This is a genomic window from Streptomyces xinghaiensis S187 (genome assembly GCF_000220705.2).
GTDB lineage: Bacteria > Actinomycetota > Actinomycetes > Streptomycetales > Streptomycetaceae > Streptomyces > Streptomyces xinghaiensis.
Genome location: NZ_CP023202.1, coordinates 1,378,601 through 1,396,880, shown reverse-complemented (window position 1 = coordinate 1,396,880; position 18,280 = coordinate 1,378,601). Strand labels below are relative to the sequence as shown.

Annotated in this window: 14 protein-coding genes; 10 read left to right on the top strand and 4 right to left on the bottom strand. The window is 73.5% G+C overall.

Translation table 11 applies throughout. The features are described 5' to 3' along the window. Positions 1-145 precede the first annotated feature (145 nt). From SXIN_RS05920 to SXIN_RS05910, 3 genes are all read right to left on the bottom strand, one after another. On the bottom strand, positions 146-1,096 hold the full coding sequence (locus SXIN_RS05920) for an ABC transporter ATP-binding protein (RefSeq protein WP_019707976.1): 951 nt from the start codon (positions 1,094-1,096) through the stop codon (positions 146-148). A gap of 113 nt (positions 1,097-1,209) precedes the next feature. After that, positions 1,210-2,409: a FecCD family ABC transporter permease gene (locus SXIN_RS05915; RefSeq protein WP_095756690.1), complete on the bottom strand. Its 1,200-nt coding sequence runs from the start codon at positions 2,407-2,409 to the stop codon at positions 1,210-1,212. Next, positions 2,406-3,479: a FecCD family ABC transporter permease gene (locus tag SXIN_RS05910; protein WP_095756689.1), complete on the bottom strand. Its 1,074-nt coding sequence runs from the start codon at positions 3,477-3,479 to the stop codon at positions 2,406-2,408. The genes SXIN_RS05915 and SXIN_RS05910 overlap by 4 nt, the downstream gene beginning before the upstream one ends. A 147-nt stretch (positions 3,480-3,626) precedes the next feature. Here SXIN_RS05910 and SXIN_RS05905 point away from each other — a divergent pair, with 147 nt between their 5' ends. From SXIN_RS05905 to SXIN_RS05860, 10 genes are all read left to right on the top strand, one after another. Beyond that, positions 3,627-4,661: an ABC transporter substrate-binding protein gene (locus tag SXIN_RS05905; RefSeq protein WP_019711000.1), complete on the top strand. Its 1,035-nt coding sequence runs from the start codon at positions 3,627-3,629 to the stop codon at positions 4,659-4,661. A gap of 291 nt (positions 4,662-4,952) precedes the next feature. Then, positions 4,953-6,509: a pyridoxal phosphate-dependent decarboxylase family protein gene (locus SXIN_RS05900; RefSeq protein ID WP_050931061.1), complete on the top strand. Its 1,557-nt coding sequence runs from the start codon at positions 4,953-4,955 to the stop codon at positions 6,507-6,509. Positions 6,510-6,600: 91 nt separating this feature from the next. Further along, a complete protein-coding gene (locus tag SXIN_RS05895; protein WP_019710998.1) occupies positions 6,601-7,947 on the top strand; it encodes a lysine N(6)-hydroxylase/L-ornithine N(5)-oxygenase family protein in 1,347 nt (448 codons plus the stop codon). Then, complete coding sequence (locus SXIN_RS05890) at positions 7,944-8,558, top strand: GNAT family N-acetyltransferase (protein WP_019710997.1); 615 nt, start codon at positions 7,944-7,946, stop codon at positions 8,556-8,558. Before SXIN_RS05895 ends, SXIN_RS05890 begins: the two co-directional genes overlap by 4 nt. Then, positions 8,555-10,546, top strand: a complete 1,992-nt coding sequence (locus SXIN_RS05885; RefSeq protein WP_019710996.1) for an IucA/IucC family protein — start codon at positions 8,555-8,557, stop codon at positions 10,544-10,546. The genes SXIN_RS05890 and SXIN_RS05885 overlap by 4 nt, the downstream gene beginning before the upstream one ends. Positions 10,547-10,552: 6 nt before the next feature. Further along, positions 10,553-12,379 carry a DHA2 family efflux MFS transporter permease subunit gene (locus SXIN_RS05880; protein ID WP_107501137.1) on the top strand — a complete coding sequence of 609 codons (1,827 nt, stop codon included), beginning with the start codon at positions 10,553-10,555 and terminating at the stop codon, positions 12,377-12,379. Continuing rightward, positions 12,376-15,006 carry a penicillin acylase family protein gene (locus SXIN_RS05875; RefSeq protein WP_238153688.1) on the top strand — a complete coding sequence of 877 codons (2,631 nt, stop codon included), beginning with the start codon at positions 12,376-12,378 and terminating at the stop codon, positions 15,004-15,006. The genes SXIN_RS05880 and SXIN_RS05875 overlap by 4 nt, the downstream gene beginning before the upstream one ends. Positions 15,007-15,101: 95 nt before the next feature. Further along, positions 15,102-15,812, top strand: coding sequence for a GNAT family N-acetyltransferase (locus SXIN_RS05870; protein WP_019710991.1), 711 nt, complete (start codon positions 15,102-15,104; stop codon positions 15,810-15,812). Between the two features lie 84 nt (positions 15,813-15,896). Then, positions 15,897-16,190: an ArsR/SmtB family transcription factor gene (locus tag SXIN_RS05865; protein ID WP_039823405.1), complete on the top strand. Its 294-nt coding sequence runs from the start codon at positions 15,897-15,899 to the stop codon at positions 16,188-16,190. Beyond that, the gene (locus SXIN_RS05860; RefSeq protein ID WP_019710989.1) at positions 16,187-16,573 is read left to right on the top strand and encodes a VOC family protein; all 387 of its coding nucleotides are present in this window, start codon (positions 16,187-16,189) and stop codon (positions 16,571-16,573) included. The genes SXIN_RS05865 and SXIN_RS05860 overlap by 4 nt, the downstream gene beginning before the upstream one ends. 206 nt (positions 16,574-16,779) lie before the next feature. On the opposite strand, the gene SXIN_RS05855 is transcribed toward SXIN_RS05860, so the two are convergent. Further along, on the bottom strand, positions 16,780-18,237 hold the full coding sequence (locus tag SXIN_RS05855; protein WP_019710988.1) for an FG-GAP and VCBS repeat-containing protein: 1,458 nt from the start codon (positions 18,235-18,237) through the stop codon (positions 16,780-16,782). Between the last annotated feature and the right edge of the window lie 43 nt (positions 18,238-18,280).

Here is an 18,280-nt window from a genome sequence, read left to right as displayed (position 1 = left end):
CATGCTCCCCGACGACCGGCCGCCGCGGGAGGAAAACGGAAGAGGTCCGTACATCCGGATAACGCGGGCGGGCCCGGGGACGGTGCCACGGGGCCCGGGGCCGGGGGCCCGGAGCTGCCGGGGCCCGTGTCCGGCGACGCGCCCGTCAGCGCCCCGTCCTCGCCGCCCCCTCCGTCGCCGGCCGCGTCTCCGGCGTCTTCGCCGTCCTGTCCGACGGCACCGCGCGGCGGTTCCTGGCCGCCGGTACGACCAGCGGTGTGCCGGTCTCGGGATCGTCGATGACCCGGCAGGGGAGACCGAACACGTCCTCGACCAGCTCCGCCGTGACGATCTCCGCGGGCGGCCCGGAGGCGACGATGCGCCCCTCGCGCATGGCGATGAGGTGGGTGGCGTACCGGGCCGCGTGGTTGAGGTCGTGGAGGACGGCGACCAGGGTGCGGCCCTCCTCCTCGTGGAGGCGGGCGCACAGGTCCAGGATCTCGATCTGGTGGGCGAGGTCCAGGAAGGTCGTCGGCTCGTCCAGGAGCAGCAGCGGCGTCTGCTGTGCCAGGGCCATGGCGATCCACACGCGCTGCCGCTGCCCGCCGGAGAGTTCGTCCACGGTGCGGTCGGCGAGGTCGGCGATCCCCGTGGCGTCCATCGACGCGGCGACGACCCGCTCGTCCTCCGACGACCACTGGCGCAGCAGCCCCTGGTGCGGATACCGGCCGCGGGAGACGAGTTCGGAGACGCCGATGCCGTCCGGGGCGATCGAGGACTGCGGCAGCAGCCCGAGGGTGCGGGCCACCTGCTTCGCGGGGGTCGCGGAGATGTCCCGGCCGTCGAGGAGCACGCTGCCCGCCGCCGGCTTGAGCATCCGTGACAGCGCGCGCAGCAGGGTGGACTTGCCGCAGGCGTTGGGGCCGATGATGACGGTGAAGGAGCGGTCGGGGATCGCGACGGTCAGATCCTCGGCGACGGTCCGCCGGTCGTAGGCGAGGGTCAGCCCGCCGCCGCACAGCCGGGTGTCCGGGCCCTCCACCGGGGCTGACCGCCCCTCGCGCCCGTCCAGCTCGTCCCGTCCCGCTCCCGGCCGCTGCCGCTGTCCCGGCGCCATGTCCTGTGCTCCGTCCTCGCTGTGCTCGTTGCCGCCGCGGGCCCCTGCCCCGGTCTCTGGGTCTGCTGCGTCTGCCCCGGTCGCTGTCCCGGCCCCTGCCGCCTTCTCCGCGGTCACAGCCGCCCCGCCCTCCGCTGCCGGGCGAGCAGCCACACCAGGTAGCCGCCGCCGAGCAGACCCGTCACCACACCGACGGGCAACTGCCGTGCGCCGAAGGCGTTCTGCGCGGCCCAGTCGGCGCACACCAGCAGCGCCGCCCCCATGCAGGCCGCCGGGACCAGGTTGGGGCCGGGCGCCTTCGTGAGGCGCTTGGCGAGCTGGGGGGCGGTGAGCGCGACGAAGGCCACCGGGCCCGCGCAGGCGGCGGCGAACGAGGCCAGGGCCACGGCCGACCCCAGGGCCACCAGCCGGACCCGTTCGACCCGGATGCCCAGGGCGTGCGCCGCGTCGTCGCCCATCTCCGCCATGCGCAGCGCCCGGCCGCAGCCGACGACGGTCACCGGGAGCAGCACCGTCACCGCGATCAGCAGGGGCGTCACCTCGGCCCAGCCGCGCCCGTCCAGGCTGCCCGTCAGCCAGAGCACCGCGCGGGACGCCTCCATCAGCTTCGCCCGGGTGAGCAGATAGCCGTTGACGCCGGTGAGCATGGCCATCACACCGATGCCGATCAGGACGAGCCGCAGCCCGTGCAGCCCCTGCCGCCACGCCAGGGCGAAGATCAGCAGACCGGTGAGCAGCCCTCCCGCGACGGCACCACCCGCCAGGGCGGCGCTGCTGCCGCCGGTGATGACGACGACGAGCGCTCCGGTCGACGCGCCCTGCGTCAGCCCGAGCAGGTCCGGGCTGCCCAGGGGATTGCGGACGACGGACTGGAACACCGCCCCCGACAGCGCCAGCGCCGCCCCGGCCAGCAGCGCGGCGATCACCCGGGGGAGCCGCAGCTCGTTGACGATGAAGTCCTGGGCGGGGGTGCCCGATCCGGCGATGGTGCGCAGCACCTCGGCCGGGCCGATGGGGAACTCGCCGCTGCCGACGCTCAGGACGCCGACCGCCAGCGCGGCGAACAGGCAGCCGGCCGCCGCGGCGAGCGTCCGGGGGCGGTAGCGGAGGCTGACGGCGGGGAGCGGGCGCAGCGTGCGCAGCGTCCCGCCGGGCGGTGCGCCGGCGCCGCCGAGGCGCCGCGGGCGCCGTACGCGGGCCGGGGCGGGCCCGCTCGGGCCGTCGGCTCCCGTGCCGGCCGGGGCGCCTCCCGTGCCGGTCCGCTGCGGTGCGGTCTTCTCCCGTGCGGTCTTCTCCGTGGTCACCGGCTTCATGCTCCCGCCACCTTCCGGCGCCGCAGAACGTACAGGAAGAGGGGTCCGCCGAGCACCGCCGTGACGATGCCGACCTGGAGTTCGCCGGGCCGCCCGAGGAGCCGGCCGAGCACGTCGGCGCCGAGCAGCAGCACCGGGGCGAGCACGGCGCAGTAGGGCAGCATCCAGCGCAGGTCCGGGCCCGTCAGCGCCCGCACCAGGTGGGGGACCATGAGCCCGACGAAGACGATCGGCCCCGCGGCGGCGGTGGCCGCCCCGCACAGCAGGGTGACGGCGACGATGGAGGCGACGCGCACCCGGGCGGGCCGGGCGCCGAGCGCGCGTGCCTGGTCGTCGCCGAGCGCCAGGGCGTTCAGCGGCCGGGCCAGCGCCAGCGACACCAGCACCCCGGAGGCGATGAACGGCAGTACCTTCATCACCGTGTCCGTCTGGGCGGAGGCGAGGGAGCCGACGGTCCAGAACCGCATCCGGTCGAGCGACACGGTGTTGAGGATCATCGCGGCGTTGACGTACGAGTAGAGCGCGGCGTTGAGCGCGGCCCCGGCCAGCGCCAGCCGCGCCGGGGTCGCTCCCCGTCCGCCGCCGACCGTGTAGACGAGGGCGGAGACGACGGCGGCGCCCGCCAGCGCGAACCACACATAGCCGGTGAAGGCCGTCACCCCGAGGAAGGTGATGGCGGTGACCACGGCGGCGGAGGCGCCCGCGTTGATGCCCAGCAGCCCGGGGTCGGCCAGCGGGTTGCGGGTGAGGGCCTGCATCACCCCGCCGGCCAGGCCCAGGGCGACGCCGACGAGCAGGCCGAGGAGGGTGCGCGGCAGCCGCATCCCGTGCACCACGTGGTAGGCCGCGGAGTCGCTGTCGAGCAGGCCGTGCCACACCTCGGCCGCCGTGAGCGGCCGGGCGCCGAAGCCGAGGCTGAGCACCGTCAGGGCCAGCAGCAGGACGAGCGCGCCCGCCAACCCCGCGGCGCGCAGGGCCCATCGGGCACCGGCGGGCCGGCCGGCCGGCGGACGGGGCGGCGGAGCCGGGGTGGTGCTCCGCGTCGCCGGGGACGGCTCGGTGACTGACACGTACGGCTCCGGTCGGGCCGGGGGGCGGGAGGAGCCCGCACCCTTGGGCGGAAACTTTGGTTAGGTTAACCTAACATCTGCTGATCGGCCGCTGCGGTCTCCGCCGGCCTTCTCCGCGTTCCACCGCCCTGCACGAAAGGCACCACCATGTCCGGGAACCGTCCCGCTTCCCCCTCCCGCCGCGGCCTGCTCGCCGCGACCGGCGCTCTCGGCCTCGGCGTCCTGCTGGCGGCCTGCGGCGGCGACTCCGGCTCGTCCTCCGGCGCCGACGACAGCAAGAGCAAGCCGTGGTCGTTCACCGACGACCGCAAGAAGAAGGTCACCGCGGACAGCACCCCGGAGCGGATCGTCGCCTTCACCGGCACGGCCGCGGCCCTCGCGGACTTCGGCCTGAAGGACAAGATCGTCGGTGTCTTCGGCGAGACCACCCTCAAGGACGGCTCCGCCCACCCGCAGGCCGGTGACCTCGACGTGAAGAAGGTCGAGGTGCTCGGCAACGCCTGGGGCGAGTTCGACATCGAGAAGTACGCGGCCCTCAACCCCGATCTGCTGGTGACGCACCAGTACGACAAGGGCTCGCTCTGGTACGTCCCCGAGGAGAGCGCGGACAAGATCCTCAAGGTCGCGCCCAGCGTGGCCACGCAGGTCGCCAACGTCTCCCTCACCGAGCCCATCGAACGCTACGCCGAACTGGCCGAATCCCTCGGCGCCGACCTGGAGTCGAAGCAGGTCACCGAGGGCAAGGAGCGGTTCGAGAAGGCCGCCGAGAAGCTGCGGAAGGCCGCCGGGGCCAATGGCGGGCTGAAGGTCATGGCCGCCTCCGGCAGCGCCGACTACTTCTACGTCTCCACCCCCGGCCCCGCCGCGGACCTGAAGTACTTCGAGGAACTGGGCGTCGAGTTCGTCACCCCGAAGGACGTGAAGGAGAGCGGTGGTTACTTCGAGAGCCTGAGCTGGGAGAACGCCGACAAGTACGACGCCGACCTGATCATCCTCGACAACCGCGGCACCGCTCTGCAGGAGAAGGACCTGGAGTCCAAGCCCACCTGGAAGAAGCTGGCCGCGGTCGAGGCCGGCCAGGTCGCGGAGTGGGACCCGGTGCCGCGCTTCTCCTACCAGGGTGCCGCCCCGCTGCTGGAGAACCTCGCGGAGGCCATCGACGAGTCCGAGAAGCTCGACTGACAGCCCGTGGCCGGGGGCAGCGGTGCCGCCGGAGACTGCGGGACGGACCGCGGACGCGGACCGGCCGGGGGGTTCGGCCGGTCCGCGTCCGCGTGTGCGCCCGGCCCCGTCCTTCCGTGCGCCCCCCACCGGCCCTCCGGCCGAAGTGGCGGAAAACCGCATGTGAGAAAGGCCGGGGTGGGGGTTGAGGGGCGGTCAGGTTAGGTTAGGCTAACCTTCGTTCCTGCCCCATCCCCGCCCCCCTCGACGGAGGACGTGCACGTGAGTCTTCAGGGACCCCTCCCCACCGCCCTGACCGGCGTGGCCCCACCGGCCGCCGACCCCGACCCCCGCTCCCACCTGCTGGGGAACGAAACGGCCGACGACTACCGGCGCCTGGTCACCGACGGCGTGACGCGAGTCGCCGCCGCGGTGGCCCGGACGGCCCGCCCCTTCACCGGCGTCTCCCCGGACGAACTCGCCCCCCGCGTGGGCGCGATCGACCTGGACCGGCCCCTGGGCGACCCGGCCGCCGCCCTCGCCGAACTGGAGGAGGTGTACCTGCGCGACGCGGTCTACTTCCACCACCCCCGCTACCTCGCCCACCTCAACTGCCCGGTGGTGCTCCCCGCCCTCCTCGGCGAAGCCGTCCTGTCCGCCGTCAACTCCTCGCTCGACACCTGGGACCAGAGCGCCGGCGGCACCCTGATGGAACGTCACGTCATCGACTGGACCACCGGCCGCATCGGCCTCGGCCGCGCCGCCGACGGCGTCTTCACCAGCGGCGGCACCCAGTCCAACCTCCAGGCCCTGCTGCTGGCCCGCGAGGAGACGTGCCGGATGCTGCGGAAGAACCTCCCCGCCCCGGCACCCCTCGCCGCGCTGCTGCCGCAGCTGCGCATCCTCACCTCCGAGGACAGCCACTTCTCCGTCCAGAAGAGCGCCAAACTCCTCGGCCTGGCACCCGACTCCGTCATCCCCGTCCCCTCCGACGGCGACCGGCGGATGCGCACCGACCTCCTCGCCGCCGAGATCGACCGCTGCTCCGCGGCGGACCTCACCGTGATGGCCGTGGTCGCCACCGCCGGAACCACCGACTTCGGCTCCATCGACCCGCTCCCCGCCATCGCCGGACTCTGCGAACGCGCCGGCATCTGGCTGCACGTGGACGCCGCCTACGGCTGCGGACTGCTGGCCTCCCCGACCCGCCGCCACCTGCTCGACGGCATCGAACGGGCCTCGTCCGTCACCGTCGACTACCACAAGTCCTTCTTCCAGCCGGTCAGTTCGAGTGCCCTCCTGGTCCGCGACGGCGCCACGCTGCGTCACGCCACCTACTACGCGGACTACCTCAACCCGGCCCGCAGCGCGGAGCGGCGCATCCCCAACCAGGTCGACAAGAGCCTGCAGACCACCCGGCGGTTCGACGCCCTCAAGATGTGGCTGACGCTGCGCATCATGGGCGCCGACGCCGTGGGACGCCTCTTCGACCAGGTCGTCGATCTCGCCGCCGGTGCCTGGCGGCTGCTGGACGCGGACCCGCGCTTCGAGGTCGTCACCGAACCCTCCCTGTCCACCCTGGTCTTCCGGTACGTACCGGCCGGAGGCGAGCACACCGACGCCGACCGGCGCCACACCGACCTGGCCAATCTGCACGCCCGGGAGGCCCTGGCGGCCTCCGGGGAGGCGATGGTCGCCGGAACGGTCGTCGACGGGCGGCACCACCTGAAATTCACCCTGCTCAACCCGCGCACCACACTCGACGACATCCGCGCCGTGCTGGACCTCGTCGCCGCCCACGCCGGTGACCACGCCGCCGCCCCCGCACCGGCGGCGGCCACCGGGGCCGCGGGTTCACCGGTCCGCTGACCGTCACCGTCCCGGCCCCGGCCACAGCAGGGACAGTCCTCAGCCCGTAGCCAGTACCCGTAGCCAGTCCTCACCCTCCACGGAGACCGACGTGCCCGACACCACCACCACGCCCGGAACGCCCGCCGGCCCGGCCCGCACCGCACCACATGACGTCATCGGCATCGGCCTGGGCCCGTTCAACCTCGGCCTGGCCTGCCTCACCGAGCCCCTCGACGACCTCGACGGCCTCTTCCTGGAGAGCCGCCCCGAATTCTCCTGGCACCCGGGCATGATGCTGGCCGGCACCCACCTGCAGACCCCGTTCATGGCCGACCTCGTGACCCTGGCCGACCCCGCCTCGCCCTACTCCTTCCTCTGCTACCTCAAGGAGACCGGGCGGCTCTACCCGTTCTACATCCGGGAGAACTTCTACCCGCTGCGCTCGGAGTACGACGCCTACTGCCGCTGGGCCGCTGCCCGCCTCACCTCCGTCCGCTTCGGGCACGAGGTCACCTCGGTGACGTACGACGAGACCGACGGCCTCTACACCGTCCACGCCGTCCGTGCCGCCACCGGCGAACGCACCGAGCACCGGGCCCGTCACCTCGTCCTCGGCACCGGCACCTCCCCGTACATCCCGGAGGCGTGCCGCGACCTGGGCGGCGACGTCCTCCACAACTCCCACTACCTGGAGGCGAAGGAGGCGCTCCAGGCCAAGCGGAGCATCACCATCGTCGGCAGCGGGCAGAGCGCCGCCGAGATCTACCACGAGCTGCTCTCCGAGACCGGCACCCACGGCTACCGGCTCGACTGGATCACCCGCTCCCCGCGCTTCTTCCCGCTCGAATACACCAAGCTCACCCTGGAGATGACCTCCCCCGAGTACGTGGACTACTTCCACGCCCTCCCCGAGGACACCCGCCACCGGCTGGCGGAGGAGCAGAAACCGCTCTACAAGGGCATCAACTCCGAGCTCATCAACACCATCTACGACCTGCTCTACGAGAAGAGCGCCGCCGGCCCGGTCCCGACCCGGCTCATCAGCAACACGGCACTCACCGACGCCTCCTACGACGAGTCCACCGGCACCTACACCCTCGCCCTCCACCAGCGGGAACAGGACCGGACGTTCTCGCTCACCACGGAGGGCCTGATCCTCGCCACCGGCTACAGCTACCGGGTCCCCGCCTTCCTCGACGGCATCCGCGACCGGCTGCGCTTCGACAGCCGAGGGCGCCTCGACCCGGACCGCGACTACAGCGTCGACCTCGCCGGCCGCGGCGTGTTCCTGCAGAACGGGGCCGTCCACGCGCACAGCGTCACCTCGCCGGACCTCGGCATGGGCCCGTACCGCAACGCCCACATCATCCGGGACATCCTCGGCCGCGAGGTCTACCCGGTCGAGAAGTCCTTCACCTTCCAGGACTTCGCCGCGCCCGAGGGGAGCCCGGCATGAGCGGCGCCCCGGACCACGGCGCGGGCCCCGGCCCCGGCTCCCGCACGCCCCTGTTCCGCCGTGCGGACCCCCGGCTCGGCGAGTTCGCCGTCGTCCCCCTCGACCCGCACGCCGACGCGGCCCTGCTGCACCGCTGGGTGACCGACCCCAAGGCCGCCTTCTGGCTGATGCAGGACGCGGACGAGAAGGACGTGGCCGAGGAGTACGAGCGGATCGCGGCGCACCCCCACCACGACGCCTTCCTCGGCCTCCACCGCGGCCGGCCCGCCTTCCTCGTCGAACGCTACGACCCCGCGCACGTCGAACTCGCCGGGCTCTACGACCCGCTGCCCGGCGACGTCGGCATGCACTTCCTCACCGCCCCCGGCGACATCCCCCTGCACGGCTTCACCCGTGCCGTGATCACCACCGTCATGGCGATGCTCTTCGACGACCCGGAGGCCCGGCGGGTCGTCGTCGAGCCCGACATCCGCAACACCGCCGTCCACGCACTGAACGAGGCCGTCGGGTTCGAACCCGTCGCCACCATCGCCAAACCGGAGAAGGACGCCCTGCTGAGCGTCTGCACCCGCGACCGGTTCGCAGCAGCCGTACGAGGAGCAGCGACATGAGCACCACCGCCCCCCACGGGGCCGCAGCCGCCGACGCCGCCCCCCACGGCGCGGCCCCGCTCCGGCCCGCCCCGCACACCCCGCACACAGCGGCACCCGCAGAGGCGGTCGCCCACCTCACCCCCGGGCACTGGGACACCGCCGTCCGGCTGCTGATCCGCAAGGCCCTCGCCGAGTTCTCCCACGAGCGGCTGCTCACCCCGGAGCCGCTGCCCGGCGGCCGCTACCGCGTCACCAGTGACGACGGCACCGTCGAATACCGGTTCGCCGCCCGGCGGATGCGGCTCGACCACTGGCACGTCGACGCGGCGAGCATCACCCGCCACCGCGTCGGCGGCACCGGCACCGATGAGGCGCAGGGCACGGCTGAGGCGCAGGACACGTCCGAGGCGCACGGCACGTCCGAGGCGCACGGCACGTCCGAGGCGCACGGCACCGAACTCCCGCTCGACGGCCTCGCCTTCTTCACCGAGCTGCGCACCACCCTGGGCATCGCCGACGACATCCTCCCCGTCTACCTGGAGGAGATCGGCTCCACCCTCTCCGGCACCGCCTACAAACTCGGCAAGCCCGCCGTCAGCGCCGCCGAACTGGCCGCCGCAGACTTCCAGGCCATCGAGACCGGCATGACCGAGGGCCACCCCTGCTTCGTCGCCAACAACGGCCGCCTCGGCTTCGGCATCCACGACTACCACGCCCACGCGCCCGAGACCGGCGCACCCGTCCGGCTGCTGTGGCTGGCCGCCCACCGCGACCACACCACCTTCACCTGCTCCGCCGACACCGACTACGACAGCCTGCTCCGCGCCGAACTCGGCGACGCCCTCCTCGGCCGCTTCACCGCACAGCTCACCGCCCTGGGCCTCGACCCCGGCGACTACCTCCTCATACCCGTCCACCCCTGGCAGTGGTGGAACAAACTCTCCGTCACCTTCGCCGCCGAGATAGCCCAGCGGCGCCTGGTCTGCCTCGGCCCCGGCGACGACGACTACCTCGCCCAGCAGTCCATCCGCACCTTCTTCAACACCAGCGACCCGGCGAAGCACTACGTCAAAACGGCCCTGTCCGTGCTCAACATGGGCTTCATGCGCGGCCTCTCCGCCGCCTACATGGAGGCCACCCCCGCCATCAACGACTGGCTCGCCGGCCTCGTCGCCCGCGACCCCGTCCTCCGCCGGACCGGCCTCACCGTCATCCGCGAGCGCGCCGCCATCGGCTACCGCCACCGCGGCTACGAGGCCGCCACCGACAAGCACTCCCCGTACCGCAAAATGCTGGCCGCCCTCTGGCGCGAGAGCCCCGTCCCCGGACTGCGCCCCGGACAGCGGCTCGCCACCATGGCCGCCCTCCTCCACACCGACCGCGACGGCCGCTCCCTCACCGCCGCCCTCATCGAACGCTCCGGCCTGACCGCCGAGGACTGGCTGCGCCGCTATCTCGACGCCTACCTCACGCCGCTGCTGCACAGCTTCTACGCCCACGACCTGGCGTACATGCCGCACGGCGAGAACGTCATCCTCGTCCTGGAGGACGACGCCGTGGCCCGGGTGGTGTTCAAGGACATCGCCGAGGAGATCGTCGTCATGAACGACCGCGCCGAGCTGCCGCCCGAGGTCGAACGCGTCCGGGCCGAGGTGCCCGAGGACATGAAACTGCTCTCCATCCTCACCGACGTCTTCGACTGCTTCCTGCGCCATCTGGCCGCCGTGCTGGCGGCCGAGGAGGTCGTCGACGAGGACGCCTTCTGGCGCACGGTCGCCGGGACCGTCACGGCCTACCAGGAGTCGGTGCCCGAACTCGCCGGCCGCTTCGCGCGGTACGACATCTTCGCCCCCGAGTTCGCCCTGTCCTGCCTCAACCGGCTCCAGCTGCGCAACAACCGGCAGATGGTCGATCTCCAGGACCCCTCCGGCGCCCTCCAGCTCGTCGGCACCCTGGAGAACCCGATCGCGGCCCACGCCCCGGCTCCCGCACCGTCGAGGACCTGACCGCCCATGCAGCCGGAGACGCAACCGCAGAGGCGGCCCGAGCCGGAGCCGGAGACGCGGCCCGGCCCGGCCGCCGGCCACCCCGCCCCCGAAGCCGGCCCGGACCACCCGGACCACCCGGACCACCCCGGCCACCCCGCGCGGTGGCTGATCCTCGCCGTCGTCTGCCTCGTCGAACTGGTCGTCGTCCTCGACAACACCGTGCTCAACGTGGCGATCCCCTCCCTCACGGCGGAACTCGGCGCCTCCACCGCCGACATCCAGTGGGTGATCAACGCCTACGCGCTGGTCCAGGCCGGGCTGCTGCTCACCGCAGGCAGCACCGCCGACCGCTACGGCCGCAAACGGATGCTGCTCACCGGGCTCGTCCTGTTCGGCATCGGCTCCCTCGCCGCCGGACTCGCCGGCTCCGCCGGCCAGTTGATCGCCGCGCGGGCCGGCATGGGCGTGGGCGCGGCCCTGTTGCTCACCACCACCCTCGCCGTCGTCCTGCAGATCTTCGGCGCGGCGGAACGCCCCAGGGCCATCGGGATCTGGGCCGCCGTCAGCGCGCTCGGCTTCGCCGCCGGGCCCGTCGTCGGCGGCCTGGTGCTCAGCCACTATTGGTGGGGCGCGATCTTCCTGGTCAACATCCCCGTGGTGCTGTTCGCCCTGGCCGCCGCGGCGGTCCTCGTCCCGGAGACCCGCGACCCGGCCGCCGGCCGCCCCGACCTGCCGGGCGCCGCCCTCTCCGTCGTCGGCATGACGGCCCTGGTGTACGCGGTGATCACCGGGCCGGAGCACGGCTGGACCTCCGTGTCCGTGCTCCTCCCCGCACTGTTCGGCATCGCCGGGCTGGTCCTCTTCGCCGCGTGGGAACGCCGGACCCCGCATCCCGTGCTGGACCCCCGGCTGTTCCGCGACCGCCGCTTCACCGGCGCCGTGACGGGTGTCGTCCTCATCACCTTCGGCAGCGGGGGAGCGCTTTATCTGCTCACCCAGCAGCTCCAGTTCATCCGCGGCGGCACCCCGCTGGAGGCCGGACTGGCCATCGCGCCGTTCGCGCTGACCGTGGTGGCGCTGAACTTCACCGGTGTCTCGGCCCGGCTGATCCGCGGCTTCGGGCTGCCGACCGTGATCACCTGCGGGATGGCCGCGCTGGCGGCCGGGTTCGCGGTGGTGGCGCTGGTGGGCGACGGGCACTACGGCGGGTTGCTGTCCGGCCTGCTGCTGATGGGCGTCGGCTGCGCCTTCGCCAACCCGGCCATCGCCGAGGCCGTCATGGGCTCCATCCCGAAGGAGAAGGCCGGCGCGGGCGCCGGGGTCAACAGCACCCTCGCCGAACTGGGCGCGGGGCTCGGCGTCGCCGTCCTCGGCGCCGTCCTCGCCTCCCGGTTCAGCGGACTGCTGCCCGCCTCGGCAGCCGGCGCCGACTCGCTTCCCGAGGCCCTGGGCCGCGCCGCCGGCGAGGCGGAGCGAGCCCGGATCACCTCGGCCTTCGCGGCCGGTCTGGAGACGGGCCAGCTGGCGGGCGCCGTGGCCGTACTCGCCGGGGGCTGCGCGGCGGGATACCTGCTGCGGCGCGCGGGCGGGGACGGGGGCAGGGGCAGGGATGCGGACGGAGCCCCCGACGCGGGGACGGCCGTGGGCGCGGGGGCTGCCGTCGGCACGGGAGCCGCCGCGGGACCCGGCCCGGGGTCGCACACAGGTGCGGGGCCGGCCGCGGGCTCCGGCCCGGACCCGGGCGCACCGGAAGCCGTGGTGTCCGGGGCTTCCGCCGCACCGGCCGCACCCGCCGCGTCCGCCGTACCCGGCCGCCCCGAAGGCGGCCCCGGCAGAGGAGACCGGAGATGACGCTCTACCGCGACGCCTGGGGGATCCCGCATCTCCGCGCGGACAGTGCCAACGAACTCGCTTTCGCCCAGGGGCACAACGCCGCCCTGGACCGGGCCTGGCAGATCGAGGTGGAACGGCACCGGTCCCGGGGCACCACGGCCGCGTTCCTGGGGCCGGAAGCCGTCGGCTGGGACCGGTTCGCCCGGCAGGCCCGGCTGGACGACACCGCCAGACGCTGCCTGCGCACCCTGGACCGGGAGGATCCGGACACCGCGACATGGCTCCGGCACTACGTCGACGGTGTCAACGCGGGTCTGGCCGAAGGAGCCTCCCGCGCCCCGGAGTTCGCGGCCACCGGGCTCACCCCCGGGCACTGGGAGCCGTGGACGCCCCTGGGCATCTGGCTGTCCACCCACATCCTCTTCGCCGGTTTCCCCACCAAGCTGTGGCGCGAGGAGGTGGCCCGGCGCCTCGGCGAGGACTGGACCGGGCTGTTCGCCACCGACGGACCAGGGACCGCGGGCAGCAACGGCTGGCTCGTCCCCGGCGACCGCACCGTCACCGGAGCGGCCGTCCTCGCCGGAGACCCGCACCGCTTCATCGAGGCCCCGGGCGTCTACCAGCAGATCCGGCTGGCCTGCCCGGAGTTCGACGTCATCGGGCTGGCCGTCCCGGGCGTTCCGGGCATCGCCCACTTCGGGCACACCGGTCACGTCGCCTGGTCGATCACCAATGCCATGGCGGACTACCAGGACCTGTACGCCGAACGCCTGCGGCGTGGCGGGGGAGAAGAGGGCGCGGGCAGCGGTGGTGCGGACGGCGGTGGTGCGGACGGCACGGACGGCGCGAACGCCTCGGCCCCGGAGGATTCCCTCGGTGCGGGGGACCTCTGGGGGGCGGTGGACTCCTCCGGGACCGTGGAGGCGCTCGGCCCGGACGGCTGGCGGCCGGTGAGGCGCCACGCCGAGACCATCGAGGTCGCGGGCGCCGATCCGGTGCGGGTCACCATCCTGGAGACGGAGCGCGGGCCGGTGATCATCCCGCCGGCGCAGGCGCCGGGCTCGGCCTCGGCTTCTGATCCGGCGACTGACGGGGGAGGGCACGCCCTCGCCGTGAGCCTGCGCTACCCGCCGCGCGTGCGCGAAGACCTCGGGTTCGCCGTCCTGCCCGCGCTGCTGCGGGCCAGGAGCGTCGCCGACGTCGACCGGGCCCTGGACCGCTGGGTCGAGCCGGTGAACGTCGTCCACGCGGCCGACACCGCGGGCGGAACCCTGCACCGGGTGGCCGGCGCCGTACCGCTGCGCCACCCGGGGAACCGGCTCCGCGTCGCACCGGCCTGGGAGGCCGATCGCGGGTGGCGGGGCTGGCACCACCCGATGCCCCGGGACACCGTGCGGGGCCCCGCGGTCATGGCGAACCAGCGGGGGATCGCGGGCCCGCTCGGCGTGGAGTTCGCACCGCCGCACCGCGCCGAGCGCATCAGGTCCTTGCTGGACCGGCAGGCCCTCTGGGCCGCCGGGGACATGGCCGCGATTCACAGGGACACCCGACTGGCCTCCGCCGAACCGCTGTTGCGGCTCCTCGCGGGTCTCGACCGCGCGGACGGCCCCAGGGACGGCCACCACAGGGACGGCCACGGAACCGGCCGCGAGGACGACCCCGCGGACGGCGGAGACGGCACCGAGACCACCACCGCCCGCTTGAGCCCCGCGGCCGCGGACCTGCGGGACCGGCTGCTGCGCTGGGACCGCCACATGGACGCGGACAGCACCGACGCCGCGGCCTTCGCCACCGTACGGGCGCACGTCGTCCGGCGGCTGGCGGAGCACCCCGTGCTGGCGCCGCTGGCCGTGCCCCCGCCCCATCCGGACGTGTTCCAGCCCTGGCTGGCCCTGGTCCCGAGGGTGGCCTTCGCGCTGGAAACCCTGCTGACGTCCGACCGGATCCCGGGCGCGGACCGGATCGAGGCGGTACGACGGGCCGTCGAGGAGACAGCCGCGGAGGAGGCCGGGGCCGCCGGCCCGCCACAGCGGTGGGGAGACCTGCACCGCCTGGCCCCGTGGCAGGCACTGCCGGAGTCCGCACCCGGCCGGCGCGCGGGAGACTCGGACGCGGCCGCCGAGCCCGTCCCCGGGGCCCCGGACACGGCGCCCGGCATCCGGCCCGCCCTCTCCGGCGACCACGACTGCGTCCTGGCCACCTCCAGCGTGCCCGGTCTCACCCACCACAGCGCCAGAGCCTCCGCCGCCCGCTTCGTGTGGGATCTCGCCCGCCGCGAGGACAGCCGGTGGATCGTGCCCCTGGGCGCCTCCGGGATCCCCGGTCACCCGCACCGGAGCGACCAACTGCCGCTCTGGGTGCGCGGCGACCTCGTCCCCGTGGTCACCGACTGGAGCCTGCTCACATCGGAGCCATCGGAGCCACCGGAGCCATCGGAGCCCACCGGCCGGGGCCCGGCCGGTCCCGATCCGGTTGCCCCCGACCCGGCAGGCCCGGACGGCGCTCCCGAGGACCGTCTCGGTGCGGGCGATTCCGCTCGGGTGCCCCCGGGCTCGTACGACACCGGCCCGGTCCTCCGCGCGGTCGAGCCGGCCGATCCGGTCCGCCCGGAGGACACCGTTCCGCCGGAGGCCCGTCACCCCTGAGCCCCACACCGAGCCCTGCCCCACCACCCCACCGGACCACCGGTCCACCGAGCCGCGGATCCACCGAACCGCCGCGCAGCCGAGCCAGGAGAGGCATGACCCCCGACGACTTCCGTGACACCGGCGAACCAGCCCGGACCGACGCACCGCGGCCCGGTGCCTCCGCCGCCACTCCCGCCGAGTCCGGCCCCGGCGCCGGTGGCCCTCCCCGAACCCCGGTGCACGAGAGGCACGTCGACGGCTTCGGGACCGTCCGCGTCGTCCCCGTCGACCCCGCCCGCGATACGGATCTGCTCCACGACTGGGTCACCCGGGACCGTGCCCGCTTCTGGGGGATGCGCGAGCACTCGCGCGAACAGGTCCGGGAGATCTACGAGTTCCTCGACTCCCTCCCCACTCACCACGCCTACCTGATCCACCGGGACGGCCGCCCGGTGGCGCTTTTCCAGACCTACGAACCCTCCGCCGACCCGGTGGGTGACTGCTACGACGTGCAGCCCGGCGACTTCGGCCTGCATCTCATGATCGGCCCCGCCGACGGCGCCCCCGAGCCCGGCTTCACCGACACCCTCCTCTCCGTCTTCCTCGACCATCTGCTGGCGGAGGATCCGCACCGCAGGCGGATCGTCGCCGAACCCGACGCCCGGAACGCGAAGGCCATCGAGCGCTTGCGGCGCACGGGCTTCGAACTCGGCCCGGAGATCGAACTGCCCGGGAAGCGGGCGCGGATGCTCTTCCTCGAACGCGGTACGCACCTGGCCCGCGTGCGAACGTCCCGGTCCGGACCTCGGCCCTCATCGCGGTAGCCGGGCGGTTTGCCCCGCCCCGACCGGGCACCGCCGGAACACACGACTTGATAGGCAAGTGCTCACTTGCCTATGGTGGGCGTCATGGCCGAGGATGTCTTCAAGGCGCTGGCCGACCCCACCCGCCGGCGCATCCTCGATGAGCTGGTGGAACGGGACGGCCAGACCCTGTTCGAGATATGCACGCGGCTGGTGACCAAGCACGGACTGGGGCTGTCCCGCCAGGCGATCAGCCAGCACCTGGCCGTACTCGAAGCGGCGGGCCTGGTCCGTTCGCGGCGCCAGGGCCGCTACAAGTTCCACGACGTGAACACCGAACCCCTTGAGCGCATCGTGACGCGGTGGCTCAGGCCCGACGAACCGGAGAGCGCCCCATGAGGATCCACCTGTCCAGCGTCTTCGTCGACGACCAGGAAAAGGCCCTGCGCTTCTACACCGACGTGCTGGGCTTCGTGAAGAAGCACGACGTCCCGATGGGCGAGGACCGGTGGCTGACCGTGGTCTCACCGGAGGAGCCCGACGGAACCGAACTGCTCCTGGAGCCCTCCGGCCACCCCGCGGTGGAGCCGTACAAGACGGCGCTGGTCCAGGACGGCATCCCGGCCGCCTCCTTCGCCGTGGACGACGTGCGGGCGGAGTTCGGCCGGCTGCGCGAACTCGGGGTGCGCTTCACCCAGGAGCCACTGGAGATGGGTCCGATCACCACCGCCGTTCTGGACGACACCTGCGGCAACCTCATCCAGATCGCGCACAGCAAGTAACGGCTTGGTGCGCGGCGGGCGGCGCCGCCGACTGTGGCACACCACGTCGTGAGTCCGCACAGTCGTATGTCACGCACAGTCGCAAGTCCGCACAGCCGTGAGTCCGCACAGCCGTGAGTCCGCACAGCCGTAAGTCCGCACAACGGAGGGGGCTGCACTGGAATCCTCCGGTGCCGCCCCCTCCGGCTGTCTTTCCCCGTGCTTGCTCAGGAGCCCGACATCGTGTCCCCGAACATGGGGTCGTCCCCGGAGCGGGCGATGCCCACGGTCGGCCCGCTGAAGCTCACCGCGCCGGAGGCCGTGATGCCGTCCGAGGCGCCGCGCAGCATCCACACGGCTCCGTCGTCGCTGTTCTCGCCGCCCGCGCCGACGGACAGGTCGGCGCGGCCGGCCCCGGTGAGGTCGGCGAGGTGGACGACGCCGCCGAAGCAGTCGGACGACTCATTGGCGCCCGGTACCCCGGAGGTCCCCTGGTTGTAGGACTTGGCGCCGGTCGCGGTCAGGCCGGAGGGGCCGCCGCGCAGCACCCAGACGTTACCGGTGCGGGAGGCGGAGCCGATGGTCTCGAAGGAGGCACCGACCGCCAGGTCCGGGAAGTCGTCGCCGTCGGCGTCGCCCGCGGCGAGCGCGCCACCGAACGAGTCCTGGGACTCGTCCGCCCCCGGCACCCCCTCGGTGGCCTGGCTGAAGACGGTGCCGCGGGAGGCGTCGACGCCCGCCGCGCCGCCCGGGAACACGGTGACGTAACCACCGTCCGCCGTCGTGTCCAGGACTCCGACGAAGTCGTTGCCGACGACCAGGTCGTCGTGCCCGTCGAGGTCGAAGTCGGCCACGGTGAGCGCGCCCGCGTACCCCGTGCCCGCCTCGGTCTGCAGCGTGGGCCCGGCCGGGGCGCCCCGGTACACGAAGTTGCCCGCGGAGGACGCCACCACCACGTCGTCCGCCCCGTCGTCGTCGAAGTCCCCGGCGGCCAGCTGGACGGCGCCCCTGGGGTGCGCGCCGGACTCGACCCGCGCGTCGAAGCGCAGCTTCCCCGCCGCGCCGCCCGACGTGGTGAAGCCACCCTTGAAGATCCACACGTCCTTGCCGGTGGAGCCGACCGCCAGGTCCGTCCTGCCGTCGCCGGTGAAGTCGCCGACCGCGAGGGACTGGCCGAACCGGTCGTGGCCCGACGGGTTCGGATCGCTGATCGTCGTGCCGCCGGACAGACCGGACGAGCCGCCCCACAGGATCGTCACCGTGCCACGGTCGATGTCCCCGGGGACATCCTCCAGGGGGATGCCCACGACGAGATCGCCGTAGCCGTCGTCGTTGAGATCGCCGTGCGCCAGCTCGGTGCCGAACCGGTCGTCCGCCTCGGAGGCGCCCGGCACCCCGGAGGAACTCTGCGACGTGATCTTCTTGCGGGACGCGCTGATCCCGCTCGACGAGCCGTAGTTGACGACGATGGCGCCCGCCTTCTCCTCGCTGTTCGCGACGGCACCCGGCGCGGCGCTCGCCAGATCGCGGTAGCCGTCACCGTTGAAATCGTCGGCGAGACCGGAGGGCGCGGCACTGGCGGCGCCGGGCAGGGTGATGAGCAGGCCGCCGGCCAGTGCTGCCGCGATGGCGGTGGCGCCCAGGACGACGGGACGCCGGGAGCGCTTGTGGTGGGACCGGGGCATGGGTTCCTTTCCGGGAGATACCTGTGGCCTCGGAGATGACCTC

Excerpts from the sequence above, each read along its gene's own strand:
- SXIN_RS05905 (WP_019711000.1), top strand. The coding sequence starts at position 3,627 with ATGTCCGGGAACCGTCCCGCTTCCCCCTCCCGCCGCGGCCTGCTCGCC.
- SXIN_RS05920 (WP_019707976.1), bottom strand. The coding sequence starts at position 1,096 with ATGGCGCCGGGACAGCGGCAGCGGCCGGGAGCGGGACGGGACGAGCTG.
- SXIN_RS05865 (WP_039823405.1), top strand. The coding sequence starts at position 15,897 with ATGGCCGAGGATGTCTTCAAGGCGCTGGCCGACCCCACCCGCCGGCGC.
- SXIN_RS05890 (WP_019710997.1), top strand. The coding sequence starts at position 7,944 with ATGAGCGGCGCCCCGGACCACGGCGCGGGCCCCGGCCCCGGCTCCCGC.
- SXIN_RS05880 (WP_107501137.1), top strand. The coding sequence starts at position 10,553 with ATGCAGCCGGAGACGCAACCGCAGAGGCGGCCCGAGCCGGAGCCGGAG.
- SXIN_RS05870 (WP_019710991.1), top strand. The coding sequence starts at position 15,102 with ATGACCCCCGACGACTTCCGTGACACCGGCGAACCAGCCCGGACCGAC.
- SXIN_RS05875 (WP_238153688.1), top strand. The coding sequence starts at position 12,376 with ATGACGCTCTACCGCGACGCCTGGGGGATCCCGCATCTCCGCGCGGAC.
- SXIN_RS05860 (WP_019710989.1), top strand. The coding sequence starts at position 16,187 with ATGAGGATCCACCTGTCCAGCGTCTTCGTCGACGACCAGGAAAAGGCC.
- SXIN_RS05915 (WP_095756690.1), bottom strand. The coding sequence starts at position 2,409 with ATGAAGCCGGTGACCACGGAGAAGACCGCACGGGAGAAGACCGCACCG.
- SXIN_RS05855 (WP_019710988.1), bottom strand. The coding sequence starts at position 18,237 with ATGCCCCGGTCCCACCACAAGCGCTCCCGGCGTCCCGTCGTCCTGGGC.
- SXIN_RS05885 (WP_019710996.1), top strand. The coding sequence starts at position 8,555 with ATGAGCACCACCGCCCCCCACGGGGCCGCAGCCGCCGACGCCGCCCCC.